The following is a 14,924-nucleotide window of genomic DNA, read 5'->3' as shown; positions in this document are numbered from 1 at the left end:
GTCATGCCGCGCGTCGCTGCCCTGCTCGACGTCATGCAGGTGTCGGATGTCATCGAGGTGGTCGACGGCAAGACCTTCAAGCGGCCGATCTATGCCGGCAACGCCATTCAGACGGTGGAATCGAGCGACCCCAAGCGCGTCGTCACCGTGCGCACCTCGACCTTCCAGGCCGCGGAAGAGGGCGGTTCGGCTTCGGTCGAGACGGTCAATGCGGCCGCCGATCCGGGCCTTTCCACCTTTGTCGAGAACAGAATCGCCGAGAGCGACCGGCCGGAACTGACCTCGGCAAAGATCATCATCTCGGGCGGCCGGGCGCTCGGCTCGGCGGAGAAGTTCCAGGAGGTCATCCTGCCGGTGGCCGACAAGCTGGGTGCTGCGGTCGGCGCAAGCCGCGCCGCCGTCGATGCCGGCTATGCGCCGAACGACTGGCAGGTCGGCCAGACCGGAAAGGTGGTGGCGCCCGACCTCTACATCGCCTGCGGCATCTCCGGCGCCATCCAGCATCTGGCCGGCATGAAGGACTCCAAGGTCATCGTCGCCATCAACAAGGACGAGGAGGCGCCCATCTTCCAGGTCGCCGACTACGGTCTCGTCGGCGATCTCTTCACCGTCTTGCCGGAATTTGAGAAAGCCCTATGAATTTTGATCCCGGGCAAATTGGCGCGGTGGGACAGACAGTTTTCGTGCCGAAGGAAGGGGAGGCCGGGGAGACGCGTGTAGCGGCGTCGCCGGAAACGGTGAAACGGCTTGCGGCGCTTGGCTTCGACGTGGTGGTCGAAACGGGCGCCGGGCGCGCCTCCAGGATCACCGATAGCGATTTCCAGGGTGCAGGCGCGAAAATCGGCAAGGCGGCGGATGCCGCCAGGGCCGACGTGGTTTTGAAAGTGCGCCGGCCCACCGATGCCGAGATCGCCGGCTATAAAAGCGGCGCCGTGGTCATTGCGACCATGGACCCTTATCAGGCAAATGCCTCCCTGAACCGGATGGCGAAGGTGGGCCTCACCAGTTTCGCCATGGAATTCATGCCGCGCATCACGCGGGCGCAGGTCATGGACGTCCTGTCCAGCCAGGCCAATCTCGCCGGCTATCGCGCCGTCATCGACGCCGCCGCCGAATATGACCGCGCGCTACCGATGATGATGACCGCGGCCGGCACCGTTCCGGCCGCCAAGGTCTTCGTCATGGGGGCGGGGGTTGCCGGCCTGCAGGCAATCGCGACGGCGCGCCGCCTGGGCGCCGTTGTCACCGCGACCGACGTCCGTCCGGCCGCCAAGGAGCAGGTCGCCTCCCTCGGGGCGAAGTTCATCGCCGTCGAGGACGAGGAGTTCAAGGCCGCCGAAACTGCCGGCGGATATGCCAAGGAGATGTCGAAGGAGTATCAGGCCAAGCAGGCCGCGCTCGTCGCCGATCATATCGCCAAGCAGGACATCGTCATCACCACCGCGCTCATTCCCGGCCGGCCGGCGCCGAAGCTGGTTTCGGCGGCCATGGTCGCCTCCATGAAGCCGGGGTCGGTCATCGTCGATCTCGCGGTGGAACGCGGCGGCAACGTCGAAGGCGCGGTTGCCGGCAAGGTCGTCACGACGGCCAATGACGTGAAGATCGTCGGTCATCTCAACGTGCCGGGCCGGGTCGCCGCCTCCTCGTCACTGCTTTACGCCAAGAATCTCTATGCCTTCCTCGAGACGCTGATCGACAAGGAGACGAAGCAGCTTTCGATCGATCCGGAGGACGAACTCGTCAAGGCCACCATGCTGACCCATGGCGGCAAGGTGGTGCACCCCAATTTCCAGAGTGTTTCGGCCGGTGACGCGGCGGCAACGGCTTCGCCTGCCGCCGACCCCGAAATCGCCAAGGCGGCAAAGGGCACCGAGCCCGGGCTCGACGTGGCGCCAAAGAAGACCCGTTCCAGATCTGCGGCGGCAACCGCCAAACCGGCCGGGACGCGGAAGGCGCCGGTGCGCAAGGCCGGCTCAGCCAAGCCAGGAGGGGGGAAAGCCTGATGGAAAAGACTGCTCTCGAACAGGCGCTTGATCAGCTCGACCGGGCATCGGCAGCCGTGCGGCTGGCGCTCCAGGACATGGAAGGTGCTGCTGACGTGGTCGGCAACGCCGCCCATGCCGCTTCCGGCGGCGCGATCGACCCCTTCGTCTTCCGCTTTGCGATCTTCGTTCTGGCGATCTTCGTCGGCTATTACGTGGTCTGGTCGGTGACCCCGGCGCTGCACACGCCGCTGATGTCGGTCACCAACGCCATCTCCTCGGTGATCGTGGTCGGCGCGCTTCTGGCGGTCGGCATCTCGGCAAGCGGACTTGCCACCGGCTTCGGCTTCATCGCGCTGGTGCTGGCATCGGTCAACATCTTCGGCGGCTTCCTTGTCACGCAGCGCATGCTGGCGATGTACAAGAAAAAAGAGAAGTGAGGGGGCGGCCTTGTCTCATAATCTCGCAGCCTTCCTCTACCTCGTCTCGGGCGTCCTCTTCATCATGGCTCTCCGGGGCTTGTCGCATCCGACGACCAGCCGCCAGGGCAACATCTACGGCATGGTCGGCATGGGGATCGCCATCCTCACCACGCTGGCCATCGCCACGCCCTCGCTGGGCGGGCTCGGCCTGATCATACTGGGATTGGCCATCGGCGGCGGCGCTGGCGCCTATATCGCCCGCGGCATCGCCATGACGAAGATGCCGCAGCTCGTTGCCGCGTTCCACTCGCTGGTCGGTCTTGCAGCGGTCATGGTTGCGGCGGCCGCACTTTATGCACCGGAGAGCTTCGGCATCGGCGCGATCGGCGCCATCCACGCCCAGGCCCTCGTTGAAATGTCGCTCGGCGTGGCCATCGGCGCCATCACTTTCACCGGCTCCATCATCGCCTTTCTGAAGCTCGACGGCCGCATGTCCGGCAAGCCGATCCTCCTGCCGGCGCGCCACATCGTCAATGCAGCGATCGCCGTGGCGCTCGTCGTGCTAGTGATCATGCTGGTGGCGACGCAGAGCCACACCGTCTTCTGGCTGATTGTCCTTTTGTCCCTGGTGCTGGGGGTGCTCATCATCATCCCGATCGGCGGCGCGGACATGCCGGTCGTCGTGTCGATGCTCAACTCCTATTCCGGCTGGGCCGCCGCCGGCATCGGCTTCACGCTCGGCAACCTGGCGCTGATCATCACCGGCGCGCTGGTCGGTTCCTCGGGTGCGATCCTGTCCTACATCATGTGCAAGGGCATGAACCGCTCCTTCATCTCCGTCATCCTAGGCGGCTTCGGCGGCGAGACGGCCGCTGCGGCGGACGACGGCATCGAGCGGACGGTCAAGCAGGGCTCGGCCGACGACGCGGCCTATCTCATGATGAACGCACAGAAGGTCATCATCGTGCCGGGCTACGGCATGGCGGTGGCGCAGGCCCAGCATGCGCTGCGCGAAATGGCCGACAAGCTGAAGGCCAACGGCGTGGAGGTGAAATACGCCATTCATCCGGTCGCCGGCCGCATGCCGGGCCATATGAACGTGCTTCTGGCCGAAGCCCAGGTGCCTTACGACGAGGTCTTCGAACTCGAGGACATCAACTCGGAATTCGCACAGGCCGACGTCGCCTATGTCATCGGCGCCAACGACGTTACCAACCCGGCCGCGCGCGACGACAAGTCGTCTCCGATCTACGGCATGCCGATCCTCGATGTCGACAAGGCGCGAACCTGCCTCTTCGTCAAGCGCTCGCTCGGCTCCGGCTATGCCGGCATCGACAACACGCTGTTCTACAAGGACGGCACMATGATGCTGCTMGGCGACGCCAAGAAGATGACCGAGGACATCGTCAAGGCGATGGATCATTGAAATGACTGGCCAAGCTCCATTTCCGGAATGGAAGAAACTCGCCGAACACGAGGTCAAGAACTCTGTGGAGACGCTTACCTGGCGTACGTCGGAAGGTATCGCCGTCAAGCCGCTTTATACCGCGGATGACCTGGAGGGCATCGGTCATCTGGATTCACTGCCCGGCTTAAAACCTTTTGTTCGGGGCCCCCGCGCGACCATGTATGCCGGCCGGCCCTGGACGATCCGCCAGTATGCCGGCTTCTCGACAGCGGAAGAGTCAAATGCCTTCTACCGCAAGGCGCTTGCCGCCGGTCAGCAGGGCGTGTCGGTCGCCTTCGACCTTGCCACCCATCGCGGCTATGACAGCGATCATCCTCGCGTCGCGGGTGACGTCGGCAAGGCTGGGGTCGCCATCGATTCCGTCGAGGACATGAAGATCCTGTTTGATGGTATTCCGCTCAGAGACATTTCGGTGTCCATGACGATGAATGGCGCGGTGATCCCGATCCTCGCCTGCTTCATCGTAGCCGGCGAGGAGCAGGGCTGCTCACGCGCCGAGCTTTCCGGGACCATCCAGAACGACATCCTCAAGGAGTTCATGGTCCGCAACACCTACATCTACCCGCCCGAACCCTCGATGCGGATCGTCGGCGACATTATCGAATACACGGCGAAGGAGATGCCGAAGTTCAACTCGATCTCGATCTCCGGCTACCACATGCAGGAAGCCGGCGCGACGCTTGTGCAGGAACTCGCCTTCACGCTCGCTGACGGTCGTGAGTACGTCCGCGCCGCGCTAAAGAAGGGCCTCGACGTCGACGATTTCGCCGGCAGGCTCTCGTTCTTCTTCGCCATCGGGATGAATTTCTTCATGGAGGCGGCAAAGCTGCGCGCTGCACGACTTTTATGGTCGCGCATCATGGAGGAGTTCCAGCCCAAGAAGACTTCCTCGCTCATGCTGCGCACACATTGCCAGACCTCCGGGGTGTCACTGCAGGAGCAGGATCCTTACAACAACATCGTGCGTACCGCTTATGAGGCGCTCGCCGCCGTGCTCGGCGGCACCCAGTCGCTTCATACCAACTCCTTCGACGAAGCGATCGCGCTGCCGACCGAGTTTTCCGCCCGCATCGCGCGCAACACGCAGCTCATACTCCAGCACGAGACGGGCGTGACCAAGGTCATCGATCCGCTGGCGGGTTCCTATTACGTCGAGAGCCTTACCAATGAACTGGCGCAGAAGGCTTGGGCGCTCATTGAGGAAATTGAGACCATGGGCGGCATGACGAGAGCCGTCGTCGAAGGCCTGCCCAAGCGCCTGATCGAGACGGCGGCGACACGTCGACAGGTTGCCATTGACCGCGGCGACGACGTAATCATCGGCGTCAACAAATATCGCCTTGAGACAGAGGACCGCATCGAGGTCCTGGACATCGACAATGCGGCGGTTCGGAAGGCACAGATCCGCCGCTTGGACCGGATCAGGCGTCAGCGCGAACCCAAGCGCGTTGACGCCGCCCTTGCCGCACTCGGCGAGGCCGCCGCCGGCGGCAAGGGCAATATTCTCGCGGCGGCTGTAGAAGCCGCACGCGCTCGCGCTACTGTGGGGGAGATTTCCGATACCTTGCGACGCACCTTTGGTGATCACGCAGCTGTCTCCGAGGTGATCTCAACGGTCTACGGCTCGGCCTTTCAGGATGAGCCGGAATACCAAACGCTCTCTACCCGCATTGGGGAACTCTCCGTCTCGCTCGGCAGGCCGCCGAAGCTGATGATCGCAAAGCTCGGCCAGGACGGCCATGACCGTGGCGCGAAAGTGATCGCATCGGCCTTCGGCGATCTCGGTTTTGATGTGGTCGCGGGTCCGCTGTTCCAGACACCGGAAGAGGCCGCCGACATAGCCGTGGCGTCCGAGGTCCATGTCGTAGGCGCGTCCTCGCTTGCGGCCGGCCACAAGACGCTTCTGCCGCAACTCGTTGAGTCTCTGAAGACGAAGGGCGCCGAAGAAATCATCGTCGTCTGCGGCGGCGTGGTGCCGCGCCAGGACTACCAATTCCTGATGGATCGTGGCGTTGCCGCTGTGTTTGGTCCCGGAACGCATGTCGTTGACGCCGCGCGTGCAGTCGTCGATCTGCTGGAAGGAAAACGCAGAAACGAATGAAACCGGAATCATTGAGCCGGAGGGAGGAAAGCTGATGGTCATAATAGGCCACTCGTCGAAACGAAGGCACACCTGTCGAGATGTCATTTCCGCAGGAATCTTCAATCAAGCGGCGGCTCGACAACGTTACAATTGGCAGGTCGGAAGCAAGGTTCTGGCCGTCCTCGTGAAGTGCTTCATTTGCTCGAAACTACCGGCTTGCGGGCACCCATCCGCAAAATCTCCCGTGCAATGCTGACCCCGCTTGTGATGGATGACGGATATCTGAGTGGTCAAGGCGGGCATACAGTTCCGCGTCACCGCCGGAGAGCTGAGATGATCCGGAATCTAGTCAGAGAGCAAGCGCAATATTCAATAGGTGAGTTGCAATGAACGCCATTGAGCAAGAAGTTCTGGTCGCTCGAGAGGGTTCGGTGGGCCATATCAGCCTCAATCGCCCGAAGGCTCTCAATAGCCTCACGCTCGATATGGTGCGCCGCATCAACGATGCGCTCGATGCCTTGGAAGAGGATCCACACGTGGCTGCGGTCCTCATGTCGGGGGAGGGTGAAAGAGGCTTCTGTGCGGGAGGCGATATTCGCATGCTTTATGAAAGCGGACGCGGCGGCAGCAACACGGCGGTGAACTTTTTTCGGGAAGAATACCGCCTGAATGCCCGCATCGCCCGTTACCCGAAACCCTTCATAGCCATTGTCGACGGCATCACGATGGGTGGTGGCGTTGGGCTTTCGGCCCATGGCAGCCATCGCATAGCCACGGAGCGGACGCGGCTTGCCATGCCGGAAACAGGCATCGGCTTCTTCCCCGATGTTGGCGCGACCTGGCTTCTTTCGCATGCCCCCGGGGAACTGGGCACTTTTCTCGGCCTAACGGGTGAGCAGATCGGTGTGGCAGATGCGATCGTCGCGGAACTTGCGGATTTCTTCGTACCCAGTTGCCAGTTATCCGCAGTCCGCGATGCGCTATCGGCGCTTGCTGCTGATGCTAATGCCGAAGCCGTTGGGCGGGTGATCGCCCGCTTCGCCCAAACACCTACAGAAGCAGTCATGGCACGCCATCGTCACATGATCGACCGAGCCTTCGCCTTCGATCGTGTGGAGGAGATCCTGGTTGCCTTGGAAGAGGAAGATGGCGAATTCGCCGCGAAGACCAGGCAGACGCTCCTGGCGAAGTCGCCCAGCAGCCTCAAAGTCACGCTTCGGCTCCTGCGCCAAGGTCGGGAGAGCCGCGATTTGGAAAGTTGTTTGGAACGCGAATTCGCCGCCACGGCAGCCGTGTTGCGATCACACGATTTCTATGAAGGTGTGCGCGCTGCGGTCATCGACAAGGACCGCAATCCGAAATGGTCGCCGCACGATCTTGCTACAGTGGATGAGGAGGCGATCGCACATTTCTTCGCATCGCGGGCGGAACGGCTCTTTGTATGAGGAACGCGGAGAAACACTGAATGACGGACGCTATTGCCTTTATCGGGCTTGGGAACATGGGTGGGCCGATGGCGGCCAATCTGGTGAAAGCGGGCTATCGAGTGAAGGGCTTCGATCTCGCAGAGGCTGCCCGCAATAGTGCCGCAGCTAACGGAATCGAGTTATCTTTGTCGGTCAAGGATGTCGTGGTGGGTACTGGTACCGTCATCACCATGCTGCCGGCGGGCAAGCACGTACTTTCCGTCTGGTCCGATCTTGTGCCGACCCTCCACGCGGGCACGCTGCTCATCGACTGCTCGACGATCGATGTTGAGACCGCACGCAAGGTGCATGCATTGGCTACTGAGAACGGATGCTTGACTCTGGATGGGCCTGTTTCTGGCGGCACAGGGGGTGCGGCCGCTGGCACACTCACCTTTATGGTAGGCGGATCGAAGGAGGCCTTCGCCCGAGGGGTGCCGATCTTGCAGAAAATGGGCAAGCGTATCGTACATTGCGGCGGTGCCGGTTCGGGCCAGGCGGCAAAGATCTGTAACAATATGATCCTCGGTGTAACGATGGCGGGTGTCGCAGAAGCGTTCGTGCTTGCCGAGAAGCTGGGCCTTTCGCATCAGGCACTGTATGACGTCGCCTCGACGTCTTCCGGCCAGTGCTGGTCAATAACAACCTATTGCCCTGTGCCAGGCCCGGTGCCCTCGTCGCCGGCTAACAACGGTTATAAGCCCGGCTTTGCTGCCTCCCTGATGCTAAAGGACCTGCGCCTTTCCCAAGAGGCGGCGCTAGCAAGCGGCGCCTCGACACCGCTTGGAGCGGAGGCGGCCCAGCTCTATGGCCTCTTCGAGCAACTCGGGCATGGCGGCGAGGACTTTTCCGCCATCATCAACTTCTTCCGCGGCAATGTGAAAGCAGGATAGGGCTGAGCGATGGTATTTGAGACAATCATAGCCGAAGCAAAAGGGCGGGTCGGCCTGATCACGTTAAACCGGCCGGACGCACTCAATGCGATCAATTTGCAATTGACGCGAGAGCTTACCTCGGCGGCTGCAGCCTTTGATGCGGACTCGTCGATTGGTTGCATCATCATTACCGGCTCGGAGCGCGCATTCGCTGCGGGCGCTGATATCAAGGAGATGGCGGAGCAGTCCTTCATCGATATGTATCACAGCGACTGGTTTTCAGCCTGGCAGAAGTTGACAGAGGTACGTACGCCAGTCATTGCGGCCGTTGCGGGTTTCGCACTTGGCGGTGGTTGTGAGCTCGCAATGATGTGCGACTTCATTCTGGCGGCCGACACGGCGAAGTTCGGCCAACCTGAGATTAAGCTCGGCGTCATGCCCGGCATGGGGGGCAGCCAGCGGCTGACGCGGCTCGTCGGAAAATCCAAAGCGATGGAGATGTGTTTGACCGGCCGGATGATGGATGCGGCTGAGGCGGAGCGTGTAGGCCTCGTTTCGCGCGTCGTCTCCGCCGACAACCTCCTCGATGAGGCGATCAAGACGGCCGAATTGATCGCTCGGATGTCCCTTCCGGTGGCGATGATGACGAAGGAGACCATAAGTCGCGCCTACGAAACCACTCTTTCTGAGGGGCTTCGCTTCGAGCGGCGGGTATTCCACTCAATGTTCGCCTTGGAAGACCAAAAGGAGGGCATGGCCGCATTTGTTGAGAAACGAACCGCTGCTTTTTGTAACCGCTAGCGGTCGCGCACGGCACACTGTGGAGTGAAACTACATGGGGGCACTTCGTTGACGGGATGAGCAAGACCTTAACTCTGGCGAACATTGCAGTGGCCAAAGGCAAGACGCCGCTGGTCTGCCTTACTGCCTATACCACACCCGTTGCCCGGCTGGTCGATCCACACTGCGATATCGTGCTTGTAGGCGATAGCGTCGGCATGGTGCTGCATGGTCTCCCTTCCACTCTCGGTGTGACGCTGGAGATGATGATCCTGCACGGCAAGGCCGTACGACGCGGGCTGGAACGGGCCCTGATGGTCGTCGACATGCCATTCGGCTCCTACGAGGAAGGTCCAGAGCAGGCCTTTTGCAACGCCGCCCGCGTGATGGCGGAGACCGGCTGCGCAGCGGTCAAGCTGGAAGGTGGCGAGGTGATGGCCGAGACGATCCAGTTTCTTGCCAGTCGCGGCGTGCCGGTGATGGCCCATGTCGGGCTGACGCCGCAGGCCGTCAATAGCTTCGGTGGCTATCGGGTTCAGGGCAAAGGCGAAGACGCCGATCGGGTTATGCGCGACGCTCTGGCGGTCGCCGAGGCAGGCGCCTTCGCACTCGTACTGGAGAAGGTGCCGGAGACGCTCGCCCGCCGGATCACGGAGGAAATCACAATTCCGACGATCGGTATCGGCGCCTCGCCGGCCTGTGATGGTCAGATCCTTGTCGTCGATGACATGCTGGGTCTGTTCGGTGACTTTCGGCCGAAATTCGTCAAACGCTACACCGAACTTGCGCAGGCTGCAGAAACGGCGATTGCGGCTTATGCGCGGGACGTAAGGGAGCGCCGGTTTCCCGGAATTGAGCATGTCTTTGGCCACACTACGAAAGACATCGAACGAGGAGACCAGACATGAGCGTTCCCATCATCCGGACGGTGGCAGATTTGCGCAGGGTCGTTACTGGCTGGCGGCAGGAAAACCTGACGGTTGGCGTCGTACCAACTATGGGCGCCCTGCATGAAGGGCATCTGAGCTTGGTGCGCGCGGCTCTCGAAAAAACCGACCGGGTCATCGTGACGCTTTTCGTCAACCCGAAACAGTTCAACAATGCCGCCGATCTGGCCGCCTACCCACGCACAGAGCATGAAGATGCCGCCAAGCTGGCGCCGCTCGGCGCCCATATCCTCTATGCTCCCGATGGAGGAGAAATCTATCCGGAAAGCTTTGCTACGACGGTTTCGGTGAGTGGGGTCAGCAAGGGGCTGTGCGGTGCGCACCGCGCCGGCCATTTTGATGGCGTGGCGACCATCGTGACGAAGCTGTTCCTTCAGACCGGCGCCGATTTCGCCTTCTTCGGCGAGAAGGATTTCCAGCAACTGCATGTGGTGCGCCGGCTCGTCCGCGATCTCGACTTGCCCATCGATGTCATTGCCTGTCCGACCGTACGCGAGGACGACGGTCTGGCAATGTCGTCGCGCAATGTCCGACTATCTGCCGCCGAACGTCAGGCGGCACCGAAGCTCGCCGAAGTCCTTTTCGCTGCAGCTAAACAACTGTCGGTAGGGGACCGTGTGGAGAAGGTGCTTGCAGAGGCGAGCAAAGCCATTCGCGCCGCAGGTTATAGCAGCGTCGAATATCTCGAACTGCGGGCTGAGGATGACCTCTCTCCGCTCAATGTCGCGGACCGGCCAGCCCGTTTGCTCGCGGCCGCCTGGCTTGGCGAGACGCGCCTCATCGATAATGTGGAAGTAGTGCACAATGTTTAACGCGCGCGCCTGCGAGCAGACCGCACAATGAGGTAAAGGCTGAATTTGGCGTGGGAACGTAGCTAATCTCCCGCGTGCCTTGGACAAAGGGGCAACTGGAGCAGTGCAGTCGGTCTTCGAAACGTTTGTGGAACGTTTGTCCGTGGGTGTCGATGAGGTGGATTTCCGCGCTGCTCTGGCCAGTACGATCAGCGAGTTCGATATTCCTGCTTTCGCCTATTTGTCTCTGCCGCTGAAAGCCGCCGGAACACCCAGGCTGATATCCAATTATCCGCCTTGCTGGACGTCGCACTACATGCGCAACCGATATGACACGATCGACCCGGTTATTGTGCAGGCGAGAGGCGGTAAGCATCCGTTTCGGTGGGGGTCAGACTTCGGGCGACATGGTACGTCAAAGCCACAGCAACGGCTTTTCGATGAGGCCGCCGAATTCGGTATTCGTTGCGGCCTGACGATACCCATCCATGATCGCCGTGGCAGAACGGCTGCGGTGACTTTCGCTGCCGATGAGTCCAGTCCGACCTTCTTCCGCGTCGCCGAGCGATATGAGCAGGCGCTGCAGCTTATGGCCACGTGCTTCCATATCGGGGTGCGGAAGAAACTCTCGGCCGATCGGGTGGTGGATGGCGTTTTGCTGACACACCGCGAATACGAATGCCTGCAATGGGCCGCCCGCGGCAAGTCTGCCGGGGATATCGGCAGCATACTTGGGATTACCCGGCGCACCGCTTCTTTCCATCTCGACAATGCGAAGAAAAAGCTCGGCGTCCGCACTGTCGTCCAGGCCGTGGCACGACTGGCCGCGTCGCGATTCTCAAATCCGGGACAAACCTGAACCACCTGTGCATGTGCACAGGCTGTGCTGACATCAGCATTCGCCTCCAATGACAGCGTTATTCCTGCGAGGAGGTCACCCAATGATGCTGCTCATTGCACCCGACCGGTACGGCGACTTTGCCAACGAACTCCATCAGATGCACCGCCTGCGGTACCGCGCCTCAGGGCGCGAACAGTTCCTTGTATCCCGTCGTAACCATCCAGTTTGCCCGGTCGAGATGGCTGCGAACTGCTTTTCGGGCACGCTCCGGTTCGGCCAAAGGATCAATGCCGAGGATGAGCCGCGCCATCTCATCCTCGCTGGCATCGTCCGCAGACGCATCCAGAAGCCTCATATAGATCGTGAAGTGATCCCTGTCATAGGCCGTCAGGTCGTCCGACCAGGGAACTTCATTGGCGATTTCTTGTTTCGGATTAGGCTGCCACATGGTCGATGGTATTTTGAAAAGACTGCTATCCGTAATCTGTGAACCGGTTCCAGTCGATCGATGTGGAATACATACTATAGTTGATAAACTCAAGGCGTTTGATCGGCTGACCATGGCGCATGGACATGCGCAAGCTGGTCGGACGGAATGCACGCAAAATCAGGGAGAAGGCCGGCCTGACACAGGAGCAGCTTGCCGAGATTTCCGGTTTTAGCCAGCAGTACATTAGCGGTCTCGAAAAAGGCCGCAGAAATCCCACTATCGTCACACTCTATGAACTGGCATCGGCACTTCGTGTGAACCATGTGGAACTCGTCCGTCCAGACGAGCAGGATTAGATTTTCCGATCAGCCAGGCCAGCCGGCTCCCGCGCGTCTGACGGCACGCGCAGATGCTTGTGACCAAACCGTTCTCTTCGACAAGGCTCAGTATTCGGCTTCGCCCCTGCCTGTTGAAGGTCGCCGGACGTTCGGCCAGCGCGGTTTGTGCCAGGAACGTAGTCACCTACTAAGCCATCCGCTTGCGCTTTAGAGCGGATTTGCCCCACGCGCCGCGGATGCCTCCTTCAGATAGCGTTGTGCGACTGTGACCCAATAGCTGATCCCGGTCGCTATGATGTCGTCGTTGAAATCGTAATTCGGATTATGAAGATGGCGCGGGGCTTCGCCCTCGCGGTGCGCACCAAGGAAAACGTAGCATCCAGGTCTGCCGTTCAGAAGGAAGGCGAAATCCTCGGCACCCATCACCGGCTTCATGTTGTCTTCGACGAGCTCGGGGCCGACGACCTCCCGGGCAACTGAAGCGGCAAACCGGGTTTCCTTTTCGGAATTGATCAGGACAGGGTAGCCGCGTTCGAACATGAACTCATGGCCGGCTCCGGCCGCTTCGGCCGCATGCCGGACAATCTTCTCCAGGCCGGCTTCAAAGTCGTCGCGCACGGCGTCATTGAGCGTATATAGCGTGCCGCGCACCACGGCCGTAGCGGGCGTGACGTGAACGCCCTGACGATCTTTCGGGTCACCGCTCTGGAACTGTGTGATTGAAAGCACCACGGCCTCGGCCGGGTTGAGGTAGCGCGCCTTGAAGGCGTGCATGTCCTGGACGATGCGGGTCGCGATGAGAAGTGGATCCGGAACGAGGAACTGTGTTCCCGGATGGGCAAGGCTGCTGTTGATCGAGAACTCGAACGTGTCGATCGAAGCCAGCATCGGTCCGGGGCGCATCTGAAAGCTGCCTGCCATGCTGCTTGGCCAGTTGTGCAGCCCGAAGACCGCCTCGACCGGGAATTTCTCGAACAAGCCATCCTTGACCATGACGTTCCCGCCGCACCGCTCGTCCCCGGTTTCTTCCGCCGGCTGGAAGATGAACCGCACAATACCGTCGAAATCGCCTTTCTCCGCAAGGTAGCGGGCGGCTCCGAGAAGCATCGCCGTGTGGCCGTCATGGCCGCAGGCGTGCATTTTCCCGTCGACCTTCGAGCGATACTCCATCCCGTTTTCTTCATGGATGAACAAGGCATCCATGTCGGCGCGAAGACCGACCGCAACGGGACTCGTGCCCCGTTTGAGAGTGCCGACCACGCCCGTCTCGCCGAGCCCACGGTGAATCTCGATCCCGAATTCCTGAAGCTTGGCCGCAACGAAATCGGCGGTCGCCTTCTCCTCAAATGCCGTTTCTGGGTGGGCATGGAGATGTCGGCGCCATTTCGTGACATCATCGACCAGGTTCTTATCAACTGACAAGCTCATGGTGCACCTCGGGTCAGTTCGCCGTTCCGCAATCCGTCTAGTAAAGGCCTCGCGGACATGTGTGTCAATATGCCTTCATAATTGACATAACTTCATAGAAATGTAGATTTCATTTCGCTCTTGGCGGGGCCGCACACGGGTCCAGAACCCTGGAGATAGGCATTGGCGGTCCGTGATCTTTTGACGAGTGAGGGACTCTTGCTGACCCGGTCGGAGGAGAAGATCGTCCGGCTGCTGCTGGCCGAATACCCCACGTCCGGGTTGGGTACTGCGACCAGCCTGGCAAAGCGCGCCGGGGTGAGCGATCCCACCGTCGTTCGCCTGGTCACGAAGCTCGGCTTCGCGGGATTTTCCGATTTCCAGGCAAGCCTCATGGCTGAAGTGGAAGCCCGGCTGCATTCTCCGCTCCTCATGATGGAGACGAAGCAACCGGGCAAGTCCGACGAGAATGTCGTGCTTTCCTACATGGAATCGATCGACAAGGCGATCGAGCGATCGGCGGGCGCCACGCCCATGCAGAGTTATGACCGCGCGAGCAGGCTTATCATGGAGGCGAGGGGCAGCGTCGTTCTGCTGGGCGGCCGTTTCAGTCGTCATGTGGCCGCGATCTTCGCTGGCTATCTCATACAGTTCCGGCCGGGGGTGCTCGATCTCGGCGCCTTGTCGGTCCAGACCTTCGACATGCTCGCGGATCTCGGCCGCAAGGATGTCCTCGTCGTCTTCGACTATCGCCGCTACCAGCTTGACGTGATGGCGTTCGCACGCCAGGCGGCGGCACGAGGCGTGCGCATCCTGCTCTTCACCGATCAATGGTTCTCGCCAGTGGCGGAGTATGCGGAGGTGACGATCGTCAGTCCGCTCGACGTCGCCTCGCCTTACGATACGCTCGTGCCGGCTCTGGCGCAGGTGGAGGCACTCGTCGCCCGCATCCTTTCCACGCTGGGAGAGGATGCACGCGCCCGCATCGAGCGACTGGAAGAGGTCCGTCATGCCAATGCGGTGACGCTGGACGTCGAGGATGTTGACGACGGTACCGGGACTCGACCAGCAAGGAGGAACGAGAAATGACGAAC

15 protein-coding genes are annotated in these 14,924 nt (G+C 61.0%); 13 read left to right on the top strand and 2 right to left on the bottom strand.

Going from position 1 to position 14,924, the window contains the following annotated elements:
• The 11 genes from L598_RS09815 to L598_RS09765 form a co-directional block, all read left to right on the top strand.
• On the top strand, nt 1-639 hold a 639-nt coding region (locus L598_RS09815), incomplete at its 5' end, for an electron transfer flavoprotein subunit alpha/FixB family protein (protein WP_144862074.1).
• Between the two features lie 26 nt (nt 640-665).
• The gene (locus tag L598_RS09810) at nt 666-2,003 is read left to right on the top strand and encodes a Re/Si-specific NAD(P)(+) transhydrogenase subunit alpha (protein WP_144862072.1); all 1,338 of its coding nucleotides are present in this window, start codon (nt 666-668) and stop codon (nt 2,001-2,003) included.
• Entirely contained in the window at nt 2,003-2,422 is a 420-nt protein-coding gene (locus tag L598_RS09805) for an NAD(P) transhydrogenase subunit alpha (protein ID WP_144862041.1), read from the top strand. Before L598_RS09810 ends, L598_RS09805 begins: the two co-directional genes overlap by 1 nt.
• 10 nt (nt 2,423-2,432) lie before the next feature.
• Entirely contained in the window at nt 2,433-3,830 is a 1,398-nt protein-coding gene (locus L598_RS09800) for an NAD(P)(+) transhydrogenase (Re/Si-specific) subunit beta (protein ID WP_144862039.1), read from the top strand.
• A gap of 1 nt (nt 3,831) precedes the next feature.
• Nucleotides 3,832-5,973, top strand: coding sequence for a methylmalonyl-CoA mutase (gene scpA / locus L598_RS09795; RefSeq protein ID WP_144862037.1), 2,142 nt, complete (start codon nt 3,832-3,834; stop codon nt 5,971-5,973).
• A gap of 368 nt (nt 5,974-6,341) precedes the next feature.
• Nucleotides 6,342-7,400, top strand: a complete 1,059-nt coding sequence (locus tag L598_RS09790; protein ID WP_144862035.1) for an enoyl-CoA hydratase/isomerase family protein — start codon at nt 6,342-6,344, stop codon at nt 7,398-7,400.
• Nucleotides 7,401-7,420: 20 nt separating this feature from the next.
• Entirely contained in the window at nt 7,421-8,314 is an 894-nt protein-coding gene (gene mmsB / locus L598_RS09785; protein ID WP_144862033.1) for a 3-hydroxyisobutyrate dehydrogenase, read from the top strand.
• A 9-nt stretch (nt 8,315-8,323) separates the two neighbouring features.
• Complete coding sequence (locus L598_RS09780) at nt 8,324-9,097, top strand: enoyl-CoA hydratase (protein WP_144862031.1); 774 nt, start codon at nt 8,324-8,326, stop codon at nt 9,095-9,097.
• Between the two features lie 56 nt (nt 9,098-9,153).
• On the top strand, nt 9,154-9,984 hold the full coding sequence (panB, locus tag L598_RS09775) for a 3-methyl-2-oxobutanoate hydroxymethyltransferase (RefSeq protein WP_144862029.1): 831 nt from the start codon (nt 9,154-9,156) through the stop codon (nt 9,982-9,984).
• Nucleotides 9,981-10,835, top strand: coding sequence for a pantoate--beta-alanine ligase (gene panC / locus L598_RS09770; protein WP_144862027.1), 855 nt, complete (start codon nt 9,981-9,983; stop codon nt 10,833-10,835). Before panB ends, panC begins: the two co-directional genes overlap by 4 nt.
• Nucleotides 10,836-10,938: 103 nt before the next feature.
• The gene (locus L598_RS09765) at nt 10,939-11,673 is read left to right on the top strand and encodes a LuxR family transcriptional regulator (RefSeq protein WP_144862026.1); all 735 of its coding nucleotides are present in this window, start codon (nt 10,939-10,941) and stop codon (nt 11,671-11,673) included.
• Between the two features lie 163 nt (nt 11,674-11,836).
• Here the strand turns inward: L598_RS09765 and L598_RS09755 are convergent, their stop codons facing one another.
• Complete coding sequence (locus L598_RS09755; protein WP_144862024.1) at nt 11,837-12,103, bottom strand: DUF2285 domain-containing protein; 267 nt, start codon at nt 12,101-12,103, stop codon at nt 11,837-11,839.
• 119 nt (nt 12,104-12,222) lie between these two features.
• On the opposite strand from L598_RS09755, the gene L598_RS09750 reads away from it, so the two are divergent.
• The gene (locus L598_RS09750) at nt 12,223-12,441 is read left to right on the top strand and encodes a helix-turn-helix transcriptional regulator (protein WP_144862022.1); all 219 of its coding nucleotides are present in this window, start codon (nt 12,223-12,225) and stop codon (nt 12,439-12,441) included.
• Between the two features lie 189 nt (nt 12,442-12,630).
• Here L598_RS09750 and L598_RS09745 read toward each other — a convergent pair whose 3' ends face one another.
• Nucleotides 12,631-13,851 (bottom strand): amidohydrolase, encoded by a 1,221-nt coding sequence (locus L598_RS09745; protein ID WP_144862020.1) that lies wholly within the window; start codon nt 13,849-13,851, stop codon nt 12,631-12,633.
• 162 nt (nt 13,852-14,013) lie between these two features.
• Between L598_RS09745 and L598_RS09740 the strand changes: the two genes are divergently transcribed.
• A complete protein-coding gene (locus L598_RS09740) occupies nt 14,014-14,919 on the top strand; it encodes a MurR/RpiR family transcriptional regulator (protein WP_144862018.1) in 906 nt (301 codons plus the stop codon).
• Nucleotides 14,920-14,924 lie beyond the last annotated feature (5 nt).

It is taken from the genome of Mesorhizobium sp. J18 (genome assembly GCF_007829525.1).
Lineage (GTDB): Bacteria > Pseudomonadota > Alphaproteobacteria > Rhizobiales > Rhizobiaceae > VLJP01.
Note: the sequence above shows the minus strand (reverse complement) of the source record. Positions and strands in the feature narration are given on the sequence as shown.